Annotated in this window: 20 protein-coding genes; 13 read left to right on the top strand and 7 right to left on the bottom strand. The window is 74.1% G+C overall.

Annotated features, from left to right (window positions below; translation table 11 throughout):
• Nucleotides 1–21 precede the first annotated feature (21 nt).
• The 3 genes from ACTFAP_RS02260 to mycP all read left to right on the top strand — a co-directional run bounded on the left by ACTFAP_RS02260 (nucleotide 22) and on the right by mycP (nucleotide 4,881).
• On the top strand, nucleotides 22–948 hold the full coding sequence (locus ACTFAP_RS02260) for a DUF2510 domain-containing protein (RefSeq protein ID WP_495683268.1): 927 nt from the start codon (nucleotides 22–24) through the stop codon (nucleotides 946–948).
• Nucleotides 949–2,908: 1,960 nt separating this feature from the next.
• On the top strand, nucleotides 2,909–3,706 hold the full coding sequence (locus ACTFAP_RS02255) for a hypothetical protein (protein ID WP_500468072.1): 798 nt from the start codon (nucleotides 2,909–2,911) through the stop codon (nucleotides 3,704–3,706).
• A complete protein-coding gene (mycP, locus tag ACTFAP_RS02250) occupies nucleotides 3,703–4,881 on the top strand; it encodes a type VII secretion-associated serine protease mycosin (RefSeq protein WP_500468071.1) in 1,179 nt (392 codons plus the stop codon). The genes ACTFAP_RS02255 and mycP overlap by 4 nt, the downstream gene beginning before the upstream one ends.
• Here mycP and ACTFAP_RS02245 read toward each other — a convergent pair.
• On the bottom strand, nucleotides 4,850–5,716 hold the full coding sequence (locus ACTFAP_RS02245) for a serine hydrolase (RefSeq protein WP_500468070.1): 867 nt from the start codon (nucleotides 5,714–5,716) through the stop codon (nucleotides 4,850–4,852). The genes mycP and ACTFAP_RS02245 overlap by 32 nt on opposite strands.
• A 299-nt stretch (nucleotides 5,717–6,015) precedes the next feature.
• On the opposite strand from ACTFAP_RS02245, the gene ACTFAP_RS02240 reads away from it, so the two are divergent.
• Both ACTFAP_RS02240 and ACTFAP_RS02235 read left to right on the top strand, forming a co-directional pair.
• Entirely contained in the window at nucleotides 6,016–6,756 is a 741-nt protein-coding gene (locus ACTFAP_RS02240) for an SseB family protein (RefSeq protein WP_500468069.1), read from the top strand.
• A gap of 84 nt (nucleotides 6,757–6,840) precedes the next feature.
• Nucleotides 6,841–7,692 (top strand): MIP/aquaporin family protein, encoded by an 852-nt coding sequence (locus ACTFAP_RS02235; RefSeq protein WP_500468068.1) that lies wholly within the window; start codon nucleotides 6,841–6,843, stop codon nucleotides 7,690–7,692.
• A 159-nt stretch (nucleotides 7,693–7,851) separates the two neighbouring features.
• On the opposite strand, the gene ACTFAP_RS02230 is transcribed toward ACTFAP_RS02235, so the two are convergent.
• On the bottom strand, nucleotides 7,852–8,226 hold the full coding sequence (locus tag ACTFAP_RS02230; RefSeq protein ID WP_030727351.1) for a DUF1844 domain-containing protein: 375 nt from the start codon (nucleotides 8,224–8,226) through the stop codon (nucleotides 7,852–7,854).
• 286 nt (nucleotides 8,227–8,512) lie between these two features.
• Here ACTFAP_RS02230 and infC point away from each other — a divergent pair, with 286 nt between their 5' ends.
• The 7 genes from infC to pheT all read left to right on the top strand — a co-directional run bounded on the left by infC (nucleotide 8,513) and on the right by pheT (nucleotide 16,082).
• Complete coding sequence (gene infC, locus ACTFAP_RS02225) at nucleotides 8,513–9,151, top strand: translation initiation factor IF-3 (protein WP_078635206.1); 639 nt, start codon at nucleotides 8,513–8,515, stop codon at nucleotides 9,149–9,151.
• A 114-nt stretch (nucleotides 9,152–9,265) separates the two neighbouring features.
• Complete coding sequence (gene rpmI, locus ACTFAP_RS02220; RefSeq protein ID WP_019435018.1) at nucleotides 9,266–9,460, top strand: 50S ribosomal protein L35; 195 nt, start codon at nucleotides 9,266–9,268, stop codon at nucleotides 9,458–9,460.
• 111 nt (nucleotides 9,461–9,571) lie between these two features.
• Nucleotides 9,572–9,955: a 50S ribosomal protein L20 gene (rplT, locus tag ACTFAP_RS02215; RefSeq protein ID WP_019435019.1), complete on the top strand. Its 384-nt coding sequence runs from the start codon at nucleotides 9,572–9,574 to the stop codon at nucleotides 9,953–9,955.
• Between the two features lie 216 nt (nucleotides 9,956–10,171).
• Nucleotides 10,172–11,020, top strand: a complete 849-nt coding sequence (locus ACTFAP_RS02210; protein ID WP_495683263.1) for a TrmH family RNA methyltransferase — start codon at nucleotides 10,172–10,174, stop codon at nucleotides 11,018–11,020.
• Nucleotides 11,021–11,142: 122 nt separating this feature from the next.
• The gene (locus tag ACTFAP_RS02205; protein WP_390125448.1) at nucleotides 11,143–12,222 is read left to right on the top strand and encodes a sensor histidine kinase; all 1,080 of its coding nucleotides are present in this window, start codon (nucleotides 11,143–11,145) and stop codon (nucleotides 12,220–12,222) included.
• 192 nt (nucleotides 12,223–12,414) lie between these two features.
• A complete protein-coding gene (pheS, locus tag ACTFAP_RS02200) occupies nucleotides 12,415–13,551 on the top strand; it encodes a phenylalanine--tRNA ligase subunit alpha (protein ID WP_030727342.1) in 1,137 nt (378 codons plus the stop codon).
• Entirely contained in the window at nucleotides 13,551–16,082 is a 2,532-nt protein-coding gene (gene pheT, locus ACTFAP_RS02195) for a phenylalanine--tRNA ligase subunit beta (RefSeq protein ID WP_400013462.1), read from the top strand. Before pheS ends, pheT begins: the two co-directional genes overlap by 1 nt.
• 71 nt (nucleotides 16,083–16,153) lie before the next feature.
• Here pheT and ACTFAP_RS02190 read toward each other — a convergent pair whose 3' ends face one another.
• The 3 genes from ACTFAP_RS02190 to ligD all read right to left on the bottom strand — a co-directional run bounded on the left by ACTFAP_RS02190 (nucleotide 16,154) and on the right by ligD (nucleotide 18,511).
• Nucleotides 16,154–16,633, bottom strand: coding sequence for a nitroreductase family deazaflavin-dependent oxidoreductase (locus ACTFAP_RS02190; RefSeq protein WP_390125452.1), 480 nt, complete (start codon nucleotides 16,631–16,633; stop codon nucleotides 16,154–16,156).
• Between the two features lie 88 nt (nucleotides 16,634–16,721).
• Nucleotides 16,722–17,606, bottom strand: a complete 885-nt coding sequence (locus ACTFAP_RS02185) for an ABC transporter substrate-binding protein (RefSeq protein ID WP_495683261.1) — start codon at nucleotides 17,604–17,606, stop codon at nucleotides 16,722–16,724.
• A gap of 26 nt (nucleotides 17,607–17,632) precedes the next feature.
• Nucleotides 17,633–18,511 (bottom strand): non-homologous end-joining DNA ligase, encoded by an 879-nt coding sequence (gene ligD / locus ACTFAP_RS02180; protein ID WP_500468067.1) that lies wholly within the window; start codon nucleotides 18,509–18,511, stop codon nucleotides 17,633–17,635.
• 40 nt (nucleotides 18,512–18,551) lie between these two features.
• On the opposite strand from ligD, the gene ku reads away from it, so the two are divergent.
• Nucleotides 18,552–19,523: a non-homologous end joining protein Ku gene (gene ku / locus ACTFAP_RS02175; protein WP_495683259.1), complete on the top strand. Its 972-nt coding sequence runs from the start codon at nucleotides 18,552–18,554 to the stop codon at nucleotides 19,521–19,523.
• A 21-nt stretch (nucleotides 19,524–19,544) separates the two neighbouring features.
• On the opposite strand, the gene ACTFAP_RS02170 is transcribed toward ku, so the two are convergent.
• Together ACTFAP_RS02170 and ACTFAP_RS02165 are read right to left on the bottom strand one after the other, a co-directional pair.
• Nucleotides 19,545–20,405 carry a 3-hydroxybutyryl-CoA dehydrogenase gene (locus tag ACTFAP_RS02170; RefSeq protein WP_390125461.1) on the bottom strand — a complete coding sequence of 287 codons (861 nt, stop codon included), beginning with the start codon at nucleotides 20,403–20,405 and terminating at the stop codon, nucleotides 19,545–19,547.
• A gap of 155 nt (nucleotides 20,406–20,560) precedes the next feature.
• Entirely contained in the window at nucleotides 20,561–22,804 is a 2,244-nt protein-coding gene (locus ACTFAP_RS02165; protein WP_500469381.1) for a WD40/YVTN/BNR-like repeat-containing protein, read from the bottom strand.
• Nucleotides 22,805–22,807: the final 3 nt, after the last annotated feature.

The raw sequence follows: 22,807 nt of genomic DNA, 5'->3' as shown, positions 1-22,807 counted from the left end.
TGCTGTGAGAGGTTTCCGGGCGTGAGTGCGAACTCTTCTCCCGGCTGGTACCCCGACCCGGGGCACGCCGGCAACGGACCGGCGCCCGAGCGCTGGTGGGACGGCGCCGCCTGGACCGGCCGCACCCGCGCCCCGGCGGATGCGGGGCCCACCGCCCCGGATCCGGCGGACGGCGGGCGGCGCCCGGAGCCGCGGCGCACCCCGGCGGGGGAGCGGCAACAGGGGCGGCGGCCCGTGCTGTTCATGGCGGTGGGCAGCGCGCTGATGCTGGTCGCCCTGGTGACCGGCGGGGTGCTGGTGCTCGGCGACCGGGGGGACGGGGGGAGCGCCGGGCCCAGTCCGACCGCGTCCGTCACCGGTCCGGGCCCGGAGGGCGAGGCGGATGACCGGGACGAGCCGGACGACTCCGCGCCGTCCTCCTCCTCGCCCCTGCCGCTGAGCGGGCCGGGCCCCGGCGGGCTGGCGCTGCCGGTGCTGCCCGGCTGGGAGGAGAAACCCGGGGGCGGCGGCCTGCTGGTCACCACGGGCGACTACCCCTGCCCCGCCGACCCCGCCCGCCCCTGCGTGACGGCCGGCGCCTTCCTCGGTACGGCCGACCCCGCCGCCGGTACGGACCCGATGCGGGTGGCGGAGGCGGACATCACGGCCCACATCGAGGAGTCCTTCGGCGACGCCACGTACGCGGGGGTCACCGGCCGCGAACGCGTGCTCGCCGCCCGGACAACCGTCGCGGGCGAGAGCGGCTACCGGATCCGGGAGTTGTTGACCACCGGCGCGGGCATCTCGGCGTACGCCGAGACCGTGGTCTTCCCGGCGCCGGACGGGTCGGGTGAACTGCTGGTGCTGCGGCTGGGTTTCGACGTGGGAGCGGACGCCCCGCCGGCTGACGACATGGACCGGATCGCCGCGGGCGTCCAGCGTCCGGCCGGGGACGGATCACCGGCCTGACGGGGCGCGGCAGTTGGTACGCTCCCTCATCCGGCGCCCGGTACCACTGGATGAACCGGTGCACGTAGAGTGACCAACACCGTCGTGAGCAGCGACGGGACAGGTCTGGCGGGAGGGGCGGGAACGGATGGACACCCAGCCGGGACAACCACGGCCCGCCATGCCCCTGACACCCCCGCGCCCACCGCACCCGCCCGCGGCGACGTCCCCGGGCGACAGCGGTGAGGACGACGGCGCGGGCGCCGACGGCGGGGGCAGCGGCGGGCAGGACCCGACCGGACACCGGATACCCGTCCCGGCCACCGGAACCGGTACGACGCGGCAGCCGACGGCGGCCGCCCGCCCCGTACCCCCGGAACGGCCGGGCCCGCCCACGCCGCCCCAGAACATCCCGCCTGCGCCGGGTCGCCCGGCTGCCGGCCCGCACGAAGGAACAGCCCCCGTACGGCCCGGAGGGCCCGCGTCCGCCGCCGGGCGTCCGGTCTCCGGAGCGGCGTCCCCGCCGGGGCTCCTGCCGCGCGGCGCCGCACCGGCGAAGCCGGCACCGGCGCCGGCCGGAGGAGCGATGCGCAGGCCTGGGCCGCCGGACGTCAGGCCGGGCGGCACCGGCGCGCCGGCCGGCCCGGCCGGGGGCGGGGCGTCCGGGCGGCCGGACGCCGGGTCACCGCACCCCGGTGGGCCGAACTCCGCCGCAGCGCCGGAGCGCCGGCCGTCCACCGGCTCGGCCCCGTCCGGGGGGCCGGCGCGGGGTGGCCCGGGCATCAGATCGTCCGTCGGCCCGGCGGCGACGGGCAGGGCGGAGCCGTCTGCGGTTGCCCCATCCGCGGGCGCGCCCCGCGCTGCGGGCGCTGGTGCCGGGTCGGGCGGCGCGACGACAGCGCCCGCCGGTCCGGCAGACGCGGCGGGCGGCTCGGCGTCGCCCCGGCGGGCGTCCGCTCCCCACTCGCCCGACGGCGCGCCGTCCGGCACGTCCGTCAACCCTGCCCGTCCGGCCGGTCCCGCTCCGGGACACCGCCCCACGGTTCCGCCCGTCCCCGGCCCGGCGTCGTCCGGTGCCGGGACCTCGGAGCGCGAGCCCGCCGCCTCCACGCCGCCCACCGGGGCGGGACGAGCGGCGTCCGCCGACCGCTCTGCGGTCCCGTCGCCAGGGTCACCGTCGGGTGCCCCTGCGGGTTCCTCCGGCTCGGTTGGTTCCGCTGCGGGCCGCCGTTCCACGGTCCCGCCCGTGCCGGGTGCGTCCGCAGGTTCGGCGTCGGCCGGGCGTTCCGCGGCGCGGTCGTCCGGTCGGTCGCCGTCGGGTGCGTCTGCGGGTGCCTCCGCTGGTCCCTCGGCTGCGGGCGGTTCTGCTCCGGGGCACCGTCCCACCGTGCCGCCCGTGCCGGGTGCCTCCGCCGCGCGTGGTTCCGTGTCGGCCGGTCGTCCCCCGGGCCCGCCCGTGCAGGACCGGTCGCCCTCGGGCGGCGCTGCGGCCGGTGGCGTGCCGCCTCGGCGGCCGTCCGTGCCGCCGGTGCCCGGTCGTGCGCCGTCCGGTGCCCCGGGCACGTCCGCCGGCCCTTCCCCCTCGGGCGCGTCCGCTCCCGGCCGCCGCCCCTCCGTCCCGCCGGTGCCCCGTGCGCCCGCCCCGGGCGGCCCCGCCACGACCGGCCGTTCGACCTCCTCCGCGGGCGGCTTCGCGCCGTCCCGGCGGCCCCCCGTTCCGCCCGTCCCCGGCCCGGCGTCGTCCGCCGGCCGGACCTCGGTACGCGGGCCCGCCGACTCCACGCCGCCCACCGGGGCAGGACGTGCGGCGCCCGCCGCTTCCCCGGGCCCGGCACGTGAGCGGGGAACCGGCGGCGTTCCGGCCGGGTCCCGTCCCGCCCCGCCCGGGGACCGGACCGGAGCGGGGCCCGGTACCTCCGCCGGCTTCCCGCCCGTCCCCGGCGCGGGCACGGCGCCGCCCCGGCCCGCCGGCGAGCCGGCCGTGCCCGAGGAGGACTCGCACCCGACCCTGCTGCTGCGCGTGGTCGCCTCCCGTCCGCACCCCTTGCGGGTGGCCGCCGTGGTGACCGCGCTCGTGCTGGGCACGGGGCTGCTCGGCGGCGCCGCCGCCGGAGCCTGGCTCACCGGGGACAGCGCCGCCTCCGCCGCCCGGGCGGCCTTCGACGACAGCCGCTCGCTGTGGCGGGACCTTCCCGTCGACGAGCTGTTCCCGCCGGAGCTGACCAGCGAGGGGGCCGGCCCCGGCGGGGCCGAGCGCCGCTGGCTGCGGGTCGCGGTCGCCCCCGACGACGACTGCGTCACCGCCATCGGCCCCGCCCTCGCCGAGGCCCTGCTGCCCACGGCCGGCTGTGAGCGGGCCGTGCGCGCCAGCTACGTGGACGACACCGTGAGCAGTGTGACCACCGTCGGTATGGTGTTCACCGAGGCCGACGCGGAGGCCATGGAAGCCCTGCGCGCCTCCTTCGGCACCGGGGAGGGCGCCCCGCTGCCCCTCACCCTCGCCGCCCCCGGCACCGCAGCCGAGGGCTTCGGCGCGGAACAGCGCGCCACCTGGACCGTGCGTGTCCTGACCGACGCGCCCGTCATCGTGTACTCCGTCAGCGGTTTCGCCGACGCCCGGGTGGTCGACAGCCCGCAGCCCGCCGCCGAGGCCGTCGCGGAGGGCCAGGACACCGCCGTCGCGCTGGCCGGCCTCGGGCACGAGGCCATGGGCCTCGCCGACCAGGTCGAGCGGAGCATCCGCCAGGCAGCCGCCCGACTCACCGAGGACCACGGATGACCCGCCGCCCCCTCACCGTCGTCCTGCTGCTCTGCGCGCTGCTCGCCGCCGGCACGCCCGGGGCCGTCGCCGACTCGATACGGGATCAGCAGCGGTGGGCTCTGGACGCCATCAATGTGTCGAGCGCCTGGGAGACCACCCGCGGGGCCGGCATCACCGTCGCGGTCCTGGACACCGGTGTGGACGCCGGCCACCCCGATCTCGCCGGAGCCGTGCGCGAGGGCAAGGACCTCATCGGCATGGGCGCCGAGCCGGGGGACGAGACCTGGGCCTCCCACGGCACCGCCATGGCCGGGATCATCGCCGGCCGCGGTCACGGCCCCGGGCGGGACAGCGGCGTCATCGGCGTCGCTCCCGAGGCCGAGATCCTGCCGGTGCGGGTGCTGCTGGAGGACGACGACCCGGAGCGCGACGCCGCCCGCGACGCGCGGCGCGGCGCACTGGCCGAGGGCATCAGGTGGGCCGCCGACCAGGGCGCCGACGTCATCAATCTCTCGCTCGGCGACGACAGCGAATCCGCGCACCCCGACCCGGAGGAGGACGCGGCGGTGCGCTACGCGCTCAGCATGGGCGCCGTCGTCGTCGCCTCGGCCGGCAACGGCGGCGAGAAGGGCGACCCGGTCTCCTACCCCGCCGGCTACCCGGGCGTGATCGCCGTGGCCGCCGTGGACCGCACCGGCAGCCGCGCCGAGTTCTCCACCCGCCGCTGGTACGCCACCCTCAGCGCCCCCGGCAAGGACGTCATCGTCGCCGACCCCGACGGCCTCTACTACGCGGGCTGGGGCACCTCGGCCGCCGCCGCCTTCGTCTCCGGCTCCGCCGCCCTGCTGCTGGCGGCACGGCCCGATCTGACCCCCTCCCAGGTCCGTACGCTGCTCACCGGCACCGCCCAGGACCCGCCCGACGGGGGCCGCAGCGACGCGTTGGGGGCCGGCCTCGTCGATCCCGCGGCAGCCATCGCGGCCGCCGCGGAACTGCCGCCGGACAGCCCCTCCCCGGCCGCCGAGGCGTACGCCGACGCCTACTTCGGGCCGGGGCCGCGTCCCGAGGAGAGCGGAAGCGGCGGCACGAGCTGGCTGGCGCCCGCCTCCGGGGTGCTCGGGGTCGCCCTGCTGGGGGTGTCCTGGTGGCAGTTCCGGGAGATCAGGCGCCCTGGCCGCCCGGGCCGGCGCTGAGCGCGCTCACCGCGTCGCGGGCCGCGCTCTCCACGGCCGCGATCCCGCTCTCGTGGTCGGCGTGGCCGTCCGAGACCACCGCGATCAGATAGGACTGCCCGCCCACCGTCACCCGGCCGATGCTGTTGACGTCCCACAGCCCCGTCGAGCTGCGCGGCAGCCAGCCGTTCTTCAGCTCGGTGGCCCCCGCCCCGGTGGTGTCCGCCGCCGATATGCCCCACTGCTGGTCGGGCACCACCGAGCCCATCAGCTCCCGCAGATAGCCGCGGGAGGCCGCGTTCAGCACGGGGTCCGGGCCCGGGCTGAAGACCTGCCGCAGCAGCGTCAGCTGATCCGCGCCGGTGGTCTGGGTCAGCCCCCAGTGGTTGTCGGCGCCACCGGTGGTCGCGGTGAGTCCGAGCCGCGCGTTGGCGGCGTCCAGGCCCGCCTGGCGGCCGATCACCCGCCACAGCACATCCGTGGCGTCGTTGTCGCTCTGCTGGATCATCGCCGCCGCCAGCGTCCGCTCCCGCTCGGTGAGCGAGCGCCCCGCGTCCTGGGTCTGGAGCAGCAGCGCCGCCAGCACATCCACCTTCACGATGCTGGCGGTGTCGAACGTCCCGGTCCCGTACGCCGCGCTCGCGCCGCTGTGCAGGCCGAGGACGCACACCGATATCCGCAGCTGCGGCTGCTGGGCGAGGAGCGGCTCCAGTGAACGGGCCAGGGCCGCGTCGGCGGGGGTCGCCGGCAGCCGGCCGAGCGCCTGGAGGTCGGCCGCGCCGCCGTCCCCCGTCCCGAGCCCGCCGCCGTTGTCACTGCCGGGCGCCGGTTCCACCGCCGCGGGCTGCGTACTCACCTCGGGTCCCCCTCCGCGGGGCACGTCACCGGCCACCCCCATCGCCAGTACGGCGGTCGCCGCGACCGCCGGAACCGCCCACCGCCGGACGCGGCCCGGCAGGGGCCGGCTCGGGGATATCGGTTCGTCCATGCTGGGCACGTTAACCCGCACACCTGCCCGAGTCACCCGTCTCCTGGAGAAATCGCGGTAACAGGCGATGACAAAAGCCCCGGAACCGGCGCGCACCGCCCGCCGGGACACCCCCCGTACGGCCCCCGCCCATCCGGCCGTACGCCCGCCCCCGATACCCTCGGCGGGTGGCGCTCAAGAACATTCCGCAACCGGCGTTCTCCGGCGACGACGGTGCTCAGGACCCCGAGCTGGGCCGGGCCCTGGCCGACTGGGCGCGTGACCGGACCACCGAACCCCGGCTGCTGGAGGTCCTGGCCGGCGCCCGGCTGCTGGTGCCGGTGGTGGCCGTCCTCGGCGAGGCCGAGACGGGCCCCGACGGGCTGCGCCGCGAGAAGAGCAGCGACATGGCCGTGCTCACCCTCACCGTGCCCGACGGCCGCCGCGCCCTCCCCGTCTTCACCTCCACCCAGGCCCTCACCCGATGGCGCCCCGACGCCCGCCCGGTGGCGGTCACCGTGCCGCAGGCGCTGAGCGCCGCGGTCCAGGAGGGGGCCGGCACGCTGGTGCTCGATCTGGGTGGCCCCGTGGTGTACGAACTGGCCGGACCCGCGCTGCGCGCGCTGGCGGCCGGAGGCGGCGAGGTGGCCCGTACCCCCGCCGTACGCGAGGCGGTGCGCGTCGTACTCACCGCGGAACCGGCCGTACGATCCGCGCAGTTGGTGCCCGCAGCGAACGCCACCGCCGACAACGACGGCACCCTGGCCCTGCTGCTCGACGAGGCGGCCGACCCGGCCCAGGTGGTGGGACGTGTCGCCCGCGCGCTCGCCGCCGACCAGATGCTCCGTGCCCACCTGGTGCGCGGGCTCCAGCTGGCGGTCCTGCCGGCCGGTACCGCGCTGCCCGGGGAACCCCTGCTGCGCCGCTGACACCCGGACGGCGCAATCGATGTGCGACGCGCCCGGCCCCTCGTTCAGACTCGCACAAAGATTCACCCAGGCACTGGAGGCGCCATGTCCGCGGAGACCGTGGAGACCGAATCCGAGCAGGCCGGGACGGAGGACGAGGCACAGCTGTTCTCGGCGGAGCTGATAGGGACCCTGATCCTGGTCTTTTTCGGCGTGGGCTCGGCGGTGCTGGCCGGCGAGTTCATCGGCTCCTTCGGCATCGCGCTGGCCTTCGGCTTCACGCTGGTGCTGCTGGCGTTCATCATCGGGCCGGTGTCCGGCAGCCATCTGAACCCGGTGGTCTCGCTCGCGATGTTCCTGTCGGGCCGGATGACCCTCAGAAGGACCGCCGTCTACTGGCTCGCCCAGTTCATCGGGGCGATCGCGGGCGCGGCGCTGCTGTTCCTGGTGGCGCGGCAGGTGCCGGGGCTGCGCACCAGCCAGGCGTTCGGCACCAACGGCTACGGCTACCGCTCGGCGGTCGGTGTGTCCACCTTCGGCGCGCTGGTGGCCGAGGTGATCCTCACGTTCCTGGTGGTCTTCGTCTACCTCTCGGTGACCCACCGGATCGCCCTGTCGCCGCTGGCCGCCGTTCCGGTGGGGCTGACGCTGGCGGCCGTGCACCTGGTCGGCATCCCGCTCACCGGCACCTCGGTCAACCCGGCGCGCAGCTTCGCCCCGGCGATCTTCGCGGGCGGCCAGCCCTGGGCGCAGATGTGGCTGTTCTTCGTGGCGCCGATCGTGGGCGCGCTGCTGGCCGTTCTGGTGCGGTATCTCATCCACCCGCACGGCGAGCGGCTGTTCCCGGGGCTCGCCGCCCTCTCCGGCTCGCGCACCGCGCGGGCGAAGGGAGAGGGCGACCAGGGCCGGGGCTCCGCAGCGGGCGACGACAGTGGCCGGGACTCCGGCGGCTCCTAGGGCTTGTCTGACGGATAGCGCCGGTCAGGCCCGCGTCGTCTGGTGCGGTGGATCGCAAGGCGCGGGGGCGCCCTCGTAGTGGGCTACTCGGGCGTCTTCGCAACGCAGCGAGGTGCCGTGCCAGGGGGCGCGGGCCAGGCGGGATCCGTCAGACAAGCCCTAGCCGAAGACCGGCCCGGTGTACTTCTCGCCCGGCCCCTGGCCCGGCTCGTCCGGCACACTGGAGGCCTCGCGGAAGGCCAGCTGGAGCGACTTCAGCCCGTCCCGCAGCGGCCCCGCGTGGTAGGAGCCGATCTCGGTGGCACCGGCGGTCACCAGGCCGGCCAGCGCGGTGATCAGCTTGCGCGCCTCGTCCAGGTCCTTGTGGTCCTCGCCGCCCTCGGCCAGGCCCAGGTTGACGGCCGCGGAACTCATCAGGTGGACGGCCACGGTGGTGATCACCTCGACCGCCGGGACATCGGCGATGTCGCGGGTGGCGCCCTCCAGCTCGGGGGAGGGGTCGGCGGAGGCGGGGGTCTGGACGGCGTCGCTCATGCCCACCAGCGTAGGCGGCGCCGTCCGGGCCGCCGCCCCCGGGATGCCCCCGGTCCCGGGTTGTGTACCATGGACAGTGACCGGCCGGACACCTGTGTGCCCGGCCCGCAAGTGGAGGCTCCGAACTCCCACCTGACCGATCTCCGGATCGGCAGGTCACCGGTCAGGCTGCGCCCCGCGGTGATCGCGGCGGTGCTCCGGTCTGTCAAGGAGCCCCGCCTGTGTGCCGTCCGGGGCGTTTTTTGCGTCCCCGTGGGGCGGTGGTCACCCGCATATCCGTGCACGGCTGTCCGCCAGACAACCGTGCGGCGCAACCCGAGGAGGCCCCATCAGCGCCGAGCCCCGCATCAACGACCGGATTCGCGTCCCCGAGGTGCGACTCGTCGGTCCCAGTGGCGAGCAGGTCGGCATCGTGCCGCTTGCCAAGGCACTGGAGCTTGCCCAGGAGTACGACCTGGACCTGGTAGAGGTCGCGGCGAACGCCCGACCCCCGGTCTGCAAGCTCATGGACTACGGGAAGTTCAAGTACGAGTCGGCCATGAAGGCCCGTGAGGCGCGCAAGAACCAGGCGCACACGGTGATCAAGGAGATGAAGCTCCGGCCGAAGATCGACCCGCACGACTATGACACCAAGAAGGGTCATGTCGTCCGGTTCCTCAAGCAGGGGGACAAGGTCAAGATCACGATCATGTTCCGCGGTCGTGAGCAGTCCCGCCCGGAACTGGGCTACCGGCTGCTGACGCGGCTCGCGGAGGACGTTCAGGACCTGGGCTTCGTGGAGTCCAGCCCCAAGCAGGACGGCCGGAACATGATCATGGTCCTGGGCCCGCACAAGAAGAAGACCGAGGCCATGGCCGAGGCCCGGGAGGCACAGGCCGCCCGCAAGGCCGAGCGCCTGGAACAGCAGGGACGCACCGCGTCCTAGGTTCCCCGCCCACCGCGCGGTGCTCGCGCGGTGCGAGGAACGGAAGCAACTGACGCCCCGGCCGGGCCCACACCGGGCTCCCGGGGGCGTCACCGACGAGGAAAGAGCGGCGACATGCCGAAGAACAAGACGCACAGCGGTGTCAGCAAGCGATTCAAGCTCACTGGCTCCGGCAAGGTGATGCGCCAGCGCGCCGGTCGCCGTCACTACCTGGAGCACAAGCCCTCGACGCTGACCCGTCGCCTCGCCGGCACGACGGAGACCGCTCCGGCCGACGCCAAGAGGATCAAGAAGCTTCTCGGCAAGTGAGCCGGCGCCGCCCGCCCCCGTGGCGGCGGCGACACGGCTCGACGACCGGGACCCATCCGTTTCCGGGTCGCGTGAGAACAGCACCGCGGCCCCCCGACAAGGAGTTCATACGTGGCACGCGTCAAGCGGGCAGTCAACGCCCACAAGAAGCGCCGGGCGATCCTCGAGCAGGCCAGCGGCTACCGCGGTCAGCGTTCCCGCCTGTACCGCAAGGCGAAGGAGCAGGTCACCCACTCCCTCGTCTACAACTACAACGACCGCAAGAAGCGCAAGGGCGACTTCCGGCAGCTGTGGATCCAGCGGATCAACGCCGCCGCCCGCGCCAACGGCATCACCTACAACCGCTTCATCCAGGGCCTGAAGGCCGCTGAGATCGAGGTGGACCGCAAGATCCTCGCGGACCTCGCGGTGAACGACCCCAACGCGTTCGCCGTTCTGGTGGAGACCGCGCAGAAGGCGCTCCCCAGCGACGTGAACGCCCCCAAGGCCGCCTGAAGCACCCCTGACGTACCGCGGCGTACGAAGGCCGGCCGTCCCCGATGAGGGCGACAGTTGATGGACCCGCAGGCGGCACCGCCTGCGGGTCCGGTGTTTTCCGGCCACCCGCGCCGTCCCGCGCACCGTGCCCTCCCGCGTCCCGCGCCGTCCCGCGCCACGGCCCGGGCGGCCGGCCCCGTCCGCATCCGCACCACCAGAAGTGAGCCGCCGCCCATGGCACCCGCCGCCGAGCCGATCTCCCCGCGATCCCCCCGCGTCACCGCCGCCCGCCGGCTGGCCCGCCGCAGCTTCCGGGGCAAGGAGCGCCGCTTCCTGGCCGAGGGCCCGCAGGCGGTACGCGAGGCCATCGCCCACCGCGCGGACGGCGAGAACACCCTGATCGAGCTCTTCACCACGGCCGAGGCCGCCGAGCGGCACGCGGAGGTGGTGCACGCCGCCCGCGCCGCCGGGGTACGCGTGCACCAGGCCGAGGAGGACGTGGTCGCCGCGATCTCCGACACCGTCACCCCCCAGGGCCTGGTCGGGGTCTGCCGCTTCCTGGACCGGCCGCTGCACACCGTGCTGGCCGCCCGCCCCCGCCTGGTCGCCGTGCTCGCCAACGTCCGCGACCCCGGCAACGCCGGCACCGTGCTGCGCTGCGCCGACGCCGCCGGGGCGGACGCCGTCGTCCTCACCGACGCCTCGGTGGACGTGTACAACCCCAAGGCGGTCCGCGCCTCGGTCGGCTCCCTCTTCCACCTGCCGGTGGTGGTCGGGGTGTCGGTGGAAGAGGCGGTGGGCGCGCTCGACGAGGCCGGGGTGCGGGTGCTGGCCGCCGACGGCGCGGGCGAGCACGACCTGGACGCCGAGCTGGACGCCGGGAGGATGGGCGGCCCCACCGCCTGGATCTTCGGCAACGAGGCGTGGGGGCTGCCGCCGCAGACCAGGGCGCTGGCGCACGCCGCCGTCCGGGTGCCCATCCACGGCCGCGCCGAGAGCCTCAACCTCGCCACCGCCGCCGCCGTGTGCCTGTACGCCTCGGCGCGGGCGCAGCGCGCGCCCGGCGGCTGCGTCGCCGGCTGACCGGGCCCCGGCGACCGCGTGGTACGCCGCCCCGGCGCCCTGGCCGGCGTCCGTCGCGGGAGGCGATTATTGACGCCGGTCCTAGTAAGGTGACGCGCAGGTGGGAGAGGGGCGATTCGGGGATGGACAGCGCAGCCGGGGCCGGGGAAGAGGACGTGCGGCCCGACGATCTTCCCGATGGCCTGGTGGTCGCCGACCGGCGTGGTCTCATCAGCAGCTTCAACGCCGAGGCCGGACGGCTGACCGGCGCCGTACCCACCCGGATGCTGGGCCTGCCCATCCAGGACGCGCTGCCCCTGGAGCACACCGACGGCCGCCGCTGGTGGCGGCTGACCGACCCGTACGACGGGCCCGCCACCCGCTCCGGGGAGCCCGAGCACCATCTGCTGCTGCCCGGCGGCCGCGAGGTGCTGGTGACCACCCGCTATCTGCGCACCGCCCCCGGCGGGCCGCTGCACCGCCTGGTGCTGAGCCTGCGGGACGCCGGGGCCCGGCACCGCGACGAGCGCTCGGACGCCGAGCTGATCGCCACCGTCGCCCACGAACTGCGCTCACCGCTGACCTCGGTCAAGGGCTTCACCGCCACCATGCTCGACAAGTGGGAACGGTTCACCGACGACCAGAAACGGCTGATGCTGCAGACCGTCGACAGCGACGCCGACCGGGTCACCCGGCTGATCACCGAACTGCTCGACGTCTCCCGCATCGACTCGGGCCGCCTGGAGATCCGCCGCCTGCCCGTCCAGCTCGCCGAGGCCGCCCGCCGCCACGTGGAGACCCTGGTCAACGGCGGCCACCCGGCCGAGCGCTTCACGGTGCGGGCCGCCGACGATCTGCCCGGGCTGTGGGCCGACCCCGACAAGATCGACCAGGTGCTGGGCAACCTGCTGGAAAACGCGGTGCGCCACGGCGCCGGAACCATCACCATTGAACTGCACCGCGTACCGCCGAGTGACCACCACCAGGAAGGCACGGCTGTGACCGTGAGCGACGAAGGGCCCGGCATCCCCGAAGAGGCGATGCACCGGGTCTTCACGCGCTTCTGGCGGGGCAGCGACCGCAGCGGCACCGGCCTTGGCCTGTACATCGTCAAGGGCATCGTGGAGGCCCACGGCGGCACCGTCACGGTGGGCCGCGGCGACCGGGGCGGCGCCCGGTTCCGATTTACCCTGCCCGCGGGCACCCCGGCCTTCATGGTCTGACGGCCCCCGCGGGCCCCTCACACGTCCAGGCGTTTCTCGCTCGCCGCACGCACACCCTTAGACTCGACCCCTGGCACGCACTACGCCGTGGGGCATCGCAGCAGGTACCGGCGGACCGATCCGGTCCGCGCCGGCCCGGGCCCGGCGCGCAGCGCAGTGAAGCGCACAGCCATACGGAAAACATGGGAAGAGATGTCGGCACCCAATAAGTCCTACGACCCTGTCGAGGTCGAGGCACTGAAACCGGAAGAGATCGACCGGGCGCGCGAGGCCGCGCTCGGGGCGATCGCCGCCGCGGGCGACCTCGACGCGCTGCGCGAGGTCAGGACCGCCCACGCCGGGGACCGCTCGCCGCTGGCGCTGGCCAACCGCGAGATCGGTGCCCTGCCCCCGCAGGCCAAGGCCGAGGCGGGCAAGCGGGTCGGCCAGGCCAGGGGCGCCGTGAACAAGGCGCTCAAGGCCCGGCAGGAGGAACTGGAGGCCGAGCGCGACGAGCGGGTCCTGGTGGAGGAGGCGGTGGACGTCACCCTGCCCCACGACCGGGTACCGGCCGGGGCGCGTCACCCGCTGACCACGCTCTCCGAGCGCATCGAGGACATCTTCACGGCCATGGGCTACGAGGTGGCCGAGGGGCCCGAGGTCGAGGCGGAGTGGCTCAACTTCGACGCCCTCAACATCGCCCCCGACCACCCGGCGCGTACCACCCACGACACCTTCTTCGTGGCGGACCCGGCCGGGACCGGCAAGAACGCCGGCGCGGACTCGGGCGTCGTACTGCGGACCCACACCTCCCCGGTGCAGATCCGCTCGATGCTGGACCGCGAGCCCCCCATCTATGTGATCTGCCCCGGGCGGGTCTACCGCACCGACGAGCTGGACGCCACCCACACCCCCGTCTTCACCCAGGTCGAGCTGCTGGCCATCGACGAGGGCCTGACCATGGCGGACCTCAAGGGCACCCTCGACCACATGGTGTCCTCGCTGTTCGGGGAGGGGATGCACACCCGGCTGCGGCCCAACTACTTCCCCTTCACCGAGCCGTCCGCCGAGATGGACATGGTCTGCTACGTGTGCCGCGGCGAGTCCGTGGGCAACCCGGACCGGCCGTGCCGCACCTGCTCCAGCGAGGGCTGGATCGAACTGGGCGGCTGCGGCGTGGTCAACCCCCGGGTGCTGGTGGCCGCCGGCATCGACCCGGAGAAGTACAGCGGCTTCGCGTTCGGCTTCGGCATCGAGCGGCTGCTGATGTTCCGGCACAACGTCGAGGACATGCGCGACATGATCGAGGGTGACGTGCGGTTCACCCGGGCGTTCGGGATGGAGATCTGATGCGGGCCCCGCTTTCCTGGTTGCGGGAATACGTCGACCTGCCGGCCGAGGTCACCGGGCGTGACCTCGCGACGAAGCTGATCTCGGCGGGTCTGGAGGTCGAGACCGTCGAACGGCTCGGCGCCGACCTCACCGGGCCGCTGGTCGTGGGCCAGGTGCTGGCCATCGAGGAGCTGACCGAGTTCAAGAAGCCCATCCGCTACTGCCAGGTGGATGTCGGCGACGCGAACGGCACCGGCGAGCCGCAGAACATCGTGTGCGGCGCGCGGAACTTCGCCGTCGGCGACAAGGTCGTGGTCGTCCTGCCCGGCGCCGTCCTGCCCGGCGGGTTCAAGATCTCCTCGCGCAAGACGTACGGCCGGCTCTCCGAGGGCATGATCTGCTCCGCCGCCGAACTCGGCATGGGCGAGGACCACTCCGGCATCATCGTGCTGCCGCCGGGCCACGAGCCGGGCACCGACGCGATCGAGCTGCTGGAGCTGGTCGACGAGGTGCTGGACATCGCCGTCACCACCGACCGCGGCTACTGCCTGTCGCTGCGCGGCATCGCCCGCGAGACCGCCACCGCGTACGGACTGCCGCTGCGCGACCCGGCGCTGCTGGACGTGCCCGCGCCCAACGGCGAGGGCTATCCCGTGGCGGTCGCCGACCGCGGCGCCTGCGACCACTTCGTGGCCCGCACCGTGTCCGGCGTCCAGCCGCACGCGGTCAGCCCGATCTGGATGCAGCGCCGGCTCCAGAAGGCCGGCATGCGCCCGATCTCGCTCGCCGTGGACATCACCAACTACGTGATGCTCGAGATCGGCCAGCCGCTGCACGCGTACGACCGCTCCCGGCTGCACGGTGCGATCGGCGTACGGCGGGCCGCGGCCGGGGAGAAGCTGGCCACCCTGGACGGCGCCGAGCGCACCCTGGACGCCGAGGACCTGGTCATCACCGACGAGCAGGGCCCCATCGGCCTGGCCGGGGTGATGGGCGGTGCCCACACCGAGATCGCGGACGCGCCGGAAGCCGGCACCGACCCGCTGCTCGGGGACAGCGGAACCTCGGAGATCGTGGTCGAGGCCGCGCACTTCGACCCGGTCACCGTGGCCCGTACCTCCCGGCGCCACAAGCTGTCCTCCGAGGCGTCCCGGCGCTTCGAGCGCGGCGTGGACCCGCAGGCCGCGGCCGCCGCCGCGCAGCGCGCCGTCGATCTGCTGGTCCTGCTGGCCGGCGGCACCGCCGACCCCGGCGTCACCCACGTCTCGGTGCCGCACACCCCGCGCACCATCAAGGTCGCCGCCGACCACGCCGACAAGGTGGCGGGCGTGGCCTACGGGCGCGAGACCGTCGTACGGCGGCTCCAGCAGGTCGGCTGCGACGTCTACGGCTCCGACGAGCTGACCGTCACCGTCCCCAGCTGGCGGCCCGACCTCACCGACCCCAACGACCTCGCCGAAGAGGTCATCCGCCTGGAGGGGTACGAGAACCTCCCCGCCACCCTGCCGCGGCCGCCGGCCGGCCGGGGCCTGACCCCGCGGCAGCGGCTGCACCGCCGGGTGGGCCGGGCGCTGGCCGGCGCCGGTTACGTGGAGGCGCTCAACTACCCCTTCACCGGCACCCCGGTGCTCGACGGGCTCGGCATCCCGGCGGACGACGCCCGGCGCCGCACCGTCACCCTCGTCAACCCGCTCTCCGAGGAGGAGCCGGCGCTGCGCACCACGCTGCTGCCGGGCCTGCTGACGGCGCTGCGCCGCAACGACGGGCGCGGCAGTCATGATCTGGCGCTGTTCGAGACGGGCCTGGTGTTCCTGCCCACGGGCGCGGAGACCACGCCGGTGCGGCTGCCGGTGACCCGTCGTCCCTCGGACGAGGAGATCGCGCAGCTGGACGCGGCGCTGCCCGAGCAGCCCCGGCACGCCGCCGTGGTGCTGGCCGGGGCCCGCGAGCAGTCCGGCTGGTGGGGCGGCGGACGCCCGGCGGGGTGGGCCGACGCGATCGAGGCGGCCCGCACGGTGGCCCGCGAGGCCGGTGCCGAACCGGAGGTGGAGAGCGCGCAGTACGCGCCCTGGCACCCCGGGCGCTGCGCGGCGCTGTACGTGAGCGTCGACGGTGAGCGGGTGCTCGCCGGGCACGCCGGCGAACTGCACCCCCGGGTGATCAAGGCGCTGGGCCTGCCGGAGCGCACCAGCGCGGCCGAGGTCGATCTGGATCTGCTGCAGCGGGCGGGGGCCGAGACGCTGAGCGCGCCGCGCATCTCCACGTTCCCGGTGGCCACCCAGGATGTCGCCCTCGTGGTCGACGACTCGGTGCCGGCCGGTGAGGTGGAGGCCGCGCTGCGCGCGGGTGCCGGAGAACTGCTGGAGTCGCTGCGGCTGTTCGACGTCTTCACCGGTGAGCAGCTGGGCGCGGGCCGCAAGTCCCTGGCGTACGCGCTGCGGTTCCGTGCCCCGGACCGCACGCTGACGGCGGAGGAGGCGACGGCCGCCCGCGAGGCGGCGGTCGCGAGCGCCGTCGAGCGCACCGGGGCGGTGCTGCGCGGGGCGTGACGCTCCGCCGCACCGGCCCGCGGCGGGCCCGGCCGTCTCCGTGACGGCCGGGCCCGCCGTTCTGTGCGGGGTCAGTGCCCCTGCGGCACCGGCTCCAGGACGAAGACCGGGATCTCCCGGTCCGTCTTCCGCTGGTAGTCGGCGTAGTCCGGATACGCCTCGACGGCCCGGGCCCACCACACGGCCTTCTCCTCACCGGTCACCTCCCGGGCCACCATGTCCTGGCGCACCGGGCCGTCCTGGAGCTCCACCCGGGGTTCGGCCACCACGTTGTGGTACCAGACCGGGTGCTTGGGGGCGCCGCCCAGCGAGGCGACCACGGCGTAGCGCCCGTCGTGCTCCACCCGCATGAGCGGGGATTTGCGGATCCTGCCGCTTTTCGCGCCGCGGGTGGTCAGGATGATGACCGGCAGGTCCCGGCGCTGCGCGTCGTCGGAACCGACCAGCTCCGCCAGGGTCGTTCCCCGGGTGCCTCCCGAACTCTCGTACAGCTCCACCTGGTCCCGAACCAGCTTCGAGGTGCTCGGCTCGTACTCGCCGGTGAGTGGCATGGTGCCCCTTCCCTACACGCGGTTGAAGAGTGTCCGTGCGGCACAACGTACGCGGCGGGCACCGTCATTCCGCAGGGGCGCGCGGCGCTCAGGCCAGCCGGACGGCCAGGGTGGGATCGGGGGCGTCGGCCGCCTCCGGGTGGAAGATCCCGGCCAGCGCCTCGACGCCGTCCACCAGCCGTGGCCCCGGGCGGGCGAAGGAGGCGTTGGCGTCCACCGCCCACAGCGGCACACCCGGCGGGAGCCGGTCCGCGACTTGTTCGGCGAGCCGCGCCGACTCGCTCAGGCCGAAGCCGCACGGGGCGCACACGACGACCTCGGCACCGGCGGCCCGCACCGTCTGCCAGTCGGTACGGAAGGAGCGTTCCCCCGAGCGGCCCAGGACGCAGTGCCCGCCGGCCGCCGCCACCATGTCGGGCACCCAGTGGCCGGGGGCGAACGGCGGCTCGGTCCACTCCAGTACCAGCGCCGGCACCGGACGGCGGGCCGCCACCCGCGCCCGTACCGCCGCCAGCCGCCGCTCCAGCGCGGCGACCAGCTCGTCGGCGGCCTCCCGGGTGCCGGTGGCCTCGCCGATCGTGCGCACCGAGTCCAGGACCTGCCGCAGGGTGTGCGGGTCGACGGTCAGCACCTCGGCCCGGCAGGAGAGGTAGTCGAGGGCGTCGTGCACCGTGGAGACGTCGACCGCGCAGACCGCGCACAGATCCTGGGTGACCACCAGATCGGCAGCCAGGGTGGCCAGCGCCCCGCGGTCCAGGTGGTACAGGTCCTCCCCGGCGGCCATCCGTGCGCTGACCACCCGGTCGATCTCGGCGGGCGGCAGCCCCTCGGGCAGCGCGCTGGTGGACACGATCCGGCGTTCGCGGGCCTGCGGCGGGTGGTCGCACTCGAAGGTCACGCCGACGACGCCGTCGCCGGCACCGAGCGCGAAGAGGATTTCCGTCGCCGACGGGAGAAGGGAGACGATCCGCACGACCCCACCGTAGAGCCTGCGCGGGCTCAGGGAAGGGGGCGGGCGGCACGGGGGTTGAGCAGCGGGGTCATCAGGTCGCCGTGTGCGGCCAGCCGGTGCGGGAGATCGCGCAGGGTGAAGACGAGTTGCTCCGGCTCCGCGCACCCGGCGACCTCCTCCCAGGTGACCGGGGTGGAGACGGCCGGGATGGGCCGGGCGCGCAGCGTGTAGGGGGCGGCCGTCGTCTTGCGGGCCGCGTTCTGGCTGTGGTCGATGAAGACCTTGCCCGGCCGCAGCCGCTTGGCCATGGTGGCGATCGCGAGATCCGGCAGCGCGGCGGCGGCCTCACCGGCGACCGCCTTCGCGTACTCCGAGGCATGCCGCGAGTCCACCGGGCGCAGCGGGCTCAGCAGATGCAGCCCCTTGGAGCCCGAGGTCTTCGGGTACGCGGCCAGGCCGTCCCGGGCGAGGCGGTCGCGCAGCCACAGCGCGACCTCGCAGCACTCGGCGACGGTGGCCGGCTCGCCCGGATCCAGATCGAAGACCAGCCGGTCGGCGACGCCCGGCTCCTCGTACCGCCACTGCGGGGTGTGGAACTCCACCACCAGGTTCGCCGCCCACACCACGCTCGCCAGATCCTGGAGGACGACCTGCCGCATGGTCCCGCCCCCCGAGCGCGGCACCTCGCAGATCTTCACCCACTCGGGGGTGCCCTGGGGAACGTGTTTGGTGAAGAAGCGCTCGCCGTCCGGGCCGTCCGGATAGCGCAGCAGGCTCAGCGGCCGATCCCGCAGATGGGGCAGGATCGCGCTGCCGTGGGCGGCGTAGTAGTGCAGCACCTCACCCTTGGTCGTCCCGTCCGGATAGATCACCTTTTCCAGCCGGGACAGCGACAGACGACGACCCTCCACCGCGACGACAGGCATAGCCTGAGGATGGCATGAAAGCGGGCAAAAGGGGTGAACGATGCGATCGCTGTGGAAGGGCACCATCTCCTTCGGCCTGGTCAGCATCCCGGTGAAGGTCGTCAGCGCCACCGAGAACCACTCGGTGTCCTTCCGGCAGATCCACACCGCCGATGACGGCCGGATCCGCTACCGCAAGGTGTGCGAGCTGGACGGCGAGGAGGTGGGCGGCGACGAGATCGGCAAGGCGTACGAGACGGCCGACGGCTCCGTCGTCCAGCTCACCGACGACGACCTGGCCGCACTGCCGCTGCCCACCGCCAGGACCGTCGACATCCTCGGCTTCGTCCCGGTGAGCAGCATCGACCCCTACCAGCTGGACCGCTCCTACTACCTCGCCCCCGACACCGGCGCGATCAAGCCGTACGCGCTGCTGCGGGAGGCCCTGCGGCGCAGCGAGAAGGGCGCCATCGCCAAGCTCGCCATGCGCGGGCGCGAGACGCTGGCCCTGCTGCGCGCCCTGGAGGGCGACGGCGAGGCGGTCCTGGGGATGCACACCCTGCTGTGGCCCGACGAGATCCGCCCGGCCACCGGGGTGGTGCCCGGCGAACGGGTCACCGTCCGGGACGCCGAACTGGACCTCGCCGACACCCTGATGGACACCCTGGGCTCGGTGGACATGGCCGAACTCCACGACGAGTACCGCGCGGCCGTCGAGGCGCTGGTCACCGCCAAGCTGGAGGGCCGGGTGCCGGAGGAGATCACCGAACGGCCGGCCACCGGCGGCCGGGTGATCGACTTGATGTCCGCCCTGGAGGACAGCGTGCGCAGCGCCCGCCAGGCCCGCGGCGAGGGGGAAACCGAGGGGGAGGCGACCGTCACGCCGATCAAGAAGAAGGCCGCCGCCAAGAAGTCCCCGGCGAAGAAGAAGGCCACCGCCGGCAAGAACGCCGCCAAGAAGAGCACCGCGAAGAAAAGCACCTCGAAGAAGACCGCCGCCAAGAAGACCACGACCCGCAAGCGGGCCTCCTGACGCCCGGCGGCGGCCCCTCCCTCACCCGTACGAGTAGAAGCCCGCGCCGCTCTTGCGGCCCAGCTGCCCGGCCGACACCATCCGCCGCAGCAGCGGCGGCGGGGCGTACAACTGCTCCTTGAACTCCTCGTACATGCTGTCCGCGATCGCCGCCACCGTGTCCAGGCCGATCAGATCGGTCAGCCGCAGCGGGCCCATCGGATGGGCGCAGCCCTGCTCCATGCCGGTGTCGATGTCCTCGCGGGTCGCCGCGCCCGACTCGAACATCCGGATGGCGGCCAGCAGATACGGCACCAGCAGCGCGTTCACCACGAAACCGGAACGGTCCTGGGCCCGGATCGCGTGTTTGCCCAGCACCTCGCCCACCAGCGCCTCGGCGCGGCGCACCGTCTCCTCCCCGGTGGTGAGCGCCGGAATCAGCTCCACCAGCGTCTGCACCTGCGGCGGATTGAAGAAGTGGATGCCGATCACCTGCTGCGGGCGGCCGGTGGCCACCGCCAGCTTCACCAGCGGGATGGAGGAGGTGTTCGAGGCCAGGATGGCGTCGGGGCGGGTCACCACCTGGTCGAGCACCTGGAAGATCTCCGTCTTGACCGGCTCGCTCTCCACCACCGCCTCGATCACCAGGTCACGGTCGGCGAACTCGCCGAGGTCGGTGGTGAAGGTCAGCCGCTCCAGGGTCGCCTCGTGCTCCTCCGCGCTGATCTTGCCGCGCTCGGCCGCCTTGTCCAGGGAGTTCACCAGCCGGGTGCGGCCCAGCTCCAGCGCCTCCCCGGTGGTCTCGGCGACCCGCACCGAAAGCCCTGCCCGCGCGCACACCTCCGCGATGCCCGCGCCCATCTGGCCGCAGCCCACCACTCCGACGCGTTCGATGTCCTTCACACCGTGCCCCTTCGCTGGTCCGGTCCTGTCCACGGTTCGGTCGGTCGGCCCCGACGTTACCGGGCGCACGGGGGCGCAGCGGGACCGGCCGGTGAAGGGTACGGCCGGTCCCGGTGGGGTGACGGTGCGCTGTGACGCGCAGCGCCACCCGTCCGTCACGCGGTGTCGCCGTAGATCACCCCGCGGCCGTTGGTCGAGAGGTAGACGCGGCCGTAGATCCGCGGATCGCCGGTGATGGCGTCACCGGTCCACGCCCACTGGTGATCGTCGTCGTTGATCCGGGTCCAGCTGGCCCCGGTGTCGGTGGAGCGGTAGACGCCGCGCACACCGCCCACCACGCCGCTGCTGTACAGCGCCTGGTACGACTGGCCCGGGGCCGCCGCCCCGAAGCCGATGTTGTCGGCGTCTATGCCGGTGTTCCGGGTGAAGGTGACACCCCCGTCGGTGGAGCGCCACAGCCCGCCGCCGGCCAGCCAGATGTCCCCGGTGCGCCCGGGCACGGCGCCGAACCGTACCTCGCCTGTGGCGGGCAGGCCCTGCGCGGCGGAGGCGGTGAAGGTCGCCCCGCCGTTCGTGGAGATGTAGAAGGTGCCCTGGTGGAAGCCGTAGAAGCGGTTCGGGTCCACCCGGTCCGCCTCCACCCGCGCGCCCTGCGGAATGCCCTGGGACGCGCTCCAGGAGTTGCCGAAGCCCACCGAGTGGTGCACGCCCGTGTTCTCCGGGCTCCACACGAAGCGGCTGCCGTCGGCGGCGGCCGCCACCGTACCGCCGCCCGCACCGCCCGGGGCCGATCCCGACCACCAGTGGGCGCCGTTGTCCGTGGAGAAGCCGATCAGCGGATCGGTGCCGTCGCCGACGTGGGTGCCGACCCGCACCACGATGTTCGGCGCCAGCTCGGCGTAGTCCAGGCTGCTGGTGGTGCCGAAGCTGGGCTGGCGGAACATCATCGCCGGCACCTGGTCCACATCGGTGTGCCGGAAGCCGCCGATGTCCCCCAGACCGCTGAGCAGCGGGGCGCCGGAGGGCGGGGAGATCAGGTCACGGACCGAGGTCTCCTCCAGACCCTTGACGAACGGGCGGACGGTGAAGTTCTGGTTCCGGTCCCAGTTCGTGAGCTGGGTGGTGCCGTACACGGTGGCGCCGGTGCCGTACAGCAGCCGGTCCGGGTCGAACGGGTCGATCTCCATGCCCTCGGTCATCCACCCCAGCTTCGGGGTCTCCTCCGGGGGCTGCGGGTTCTCGCCGAAGGTGAGCCACGGCACCGAGGACACGTCCATCGTGTACCGCTTGTCGCGCTGCGGATAGTTGCCCCACTGCCAGGCCGCCGTCCAGCTGTCACCGCCATTGGTGGAGCGGAAGATCTGGGTGTCCGGCCACCAGGAGCTGTAGCCGGTGACCATCACGGTGCCCGGGTTCTGGCGGTCCACGGTCAGACCCGAGAAGCCGAACCACCGGTCGCCGCCGGCCGGAACCGGAGAGATGTCCGTCCACTGGCCGGTGCCGGTGTCGTACCGCCACACCTCGCCGTCCTCGGCGGCGTACGGGCCCGGGTTGTCGGCGGTGGCGACGTAGAGGTCGCCGGTCTCCTCGTCGAGCACCCCCTTGTGCGGGAGATAGCCGGTGGGCTGGCCGGGCACCGGGGACCAGGTCTGGCCGCCGTCGGTGGAGCGGTAGACGCTCTCGTCGAGGTCGGCGACGCCCGCGTACAGCGTCTGGGTGGTGGAGCCGGGGGAGCCGGTGGAGGGGTCGAAGGTCACCCACACGACGCCGATGACGTCGTTCTCGTAGCCCCAGGGATCATCCGGATTGAGGACGTAGTCACCGGGGTTGGGGAAGGCGGTGACCTTCTGCCAGGTCACACCGGCGTTCGTGCTGCGCCACAGGCCCTGGCCGCTGGGGGCGCCCAGGTAGAGGACGTTGTTGTTGTGCGGGTCCACGACGAGCCGCTCGCCCATGCCGCGCCCGGGCATGTTGCCGCCGAGCTTGAAGGGCAGTTCGGTGCGCTGCCAGGTCTGTCCACGGTCGGAGGAGCGCAGGATGGCGCCGTTATTGGGGTCCCAGTCGTTGGTGTACGTGCCCACGGCCGCGTAGACGCGGTCGGGGTCGACGGGGTCGGTGGCGAGGGAGGCGACACCGGTGTAGCCCCAGTCGTCCCAGCCGATGGAGTCCAGCAGCGGGATCCACTCCTGGCCCTGCTCGTTCCAGCGGTAGGCGCCGCCGATGTCGGTGCGGGCGTAGATCAGGTCGGGCTCGGAGCGGTTGAAGACGAAGCTGGGGACGAAGCCGCCGCCGCCGATCCGGACGTTCTTCCAGGTGTACGCCTGGGCGCTGACATCCTCGGCGGAGGCCGCGGGGGCGGCCGTGGTGAGGAGTCCCGCGGCCAGGGCCAGGCCGGCCATGAT

The sequence above is a fragment of the Streptomyces sp. PH9007 genome (genome assembly GCF_059813725.1).
This window is presented reverse-complemented; position numbering and strand designations above follow the sequence as displayed.

What these genes read in the sequence shown, in the direction of transcription:
- ACTFAP_RS02210 (WP_495683263.1), top strand. Translation starts at nt 10,172, where the DNA reads ATGGCACCCGCCGCCGAGCCGATCTCCCCGCGATCCCCCCGCGTCACC.
- ACTFAP_RS02235 (WP_500468068.1), top strand. Translation starts at nt 6,841, where the DNA reads ATGTCCGCGGAGACCGTGGAGACCGAATCCGAGCAGGCCGGGACGGAG.
- ACTFAP_RS02205 (WP_390125448.1), top strand. Translation starts at nt 11,143, where the DNA reads ATGGACAGCGCAGCCGGGGCCGGGGAAGAGGACGTGCGGCCCGACGAT.
- ACTFAP_RS02165 (WP_500469381.1), bottom strand. Translation starts at nt 22,804, where the DNA reads ATGGCCGGCCTGGCCCTGGCCGCGGGACTCCTCACCACGGCCGCCCCC.
- rpmI (WP_019435018.1), top strand. Translation starts at nt 9,266, where the DNA reads ATGCCGAAGAACAAGACGCACAGCGGTGTCAGCAAGCGATTCAAGCTC.
- ligD (WP_500468067.1), bottom strand. Translation starts at nt 18,511, where the DNA reads ATGCCTGTCGTCGCGGTGGAGGGTCGTCGTCTGTCGCTGTCCCGGCTG.
- pheT (WP_400013462.1), top strand. Translation starts at nt 13,551, where the DNA reads ATGCGGGCCCCGCTTTCCTGGTTGCGGGAATACGTCGACCTGCCGGCC.
- ACTFAP_RS02190 (WP_390125452.1), bottom strand. Translation starts at nt 16,633, where the DNA reads ATGCCACTCACCGGCGAGTACGAGCCGAGCACCTCGAAGCTGGTTCGG.
- ku (WP_495683259.1), top strand. Translation starts at nt 18,552, where the DNA reads ATGCGATCGCTGTGGAAGGGCACCATCTCCTTCGGCCTGGTCAGCATC.
- pheS (WP_030727342.1), top strand. Translation starts at nt 12,415, where the DNA reads ATGTCGGCACCCAATAAGTCCTACGACCCTGTCGAGGTCGAGGCACTG.
- mycP (WP_500468071.1), top strand. Translation starts at nt 3,703, where the DNA reads ATGACCCGCCGCCCCCTCACCGTCGTCCTGCTGCTCTGCGCGCTGCTC.
- ACTFAP_RS02230 (WP_030727351.1), bottom strand. Translation starts at nt 8,226, where the DNA reads ATGAGCGACGCCGTCCAGACCCCCGCCTCCGCCGACCCCTCCCCCGAG.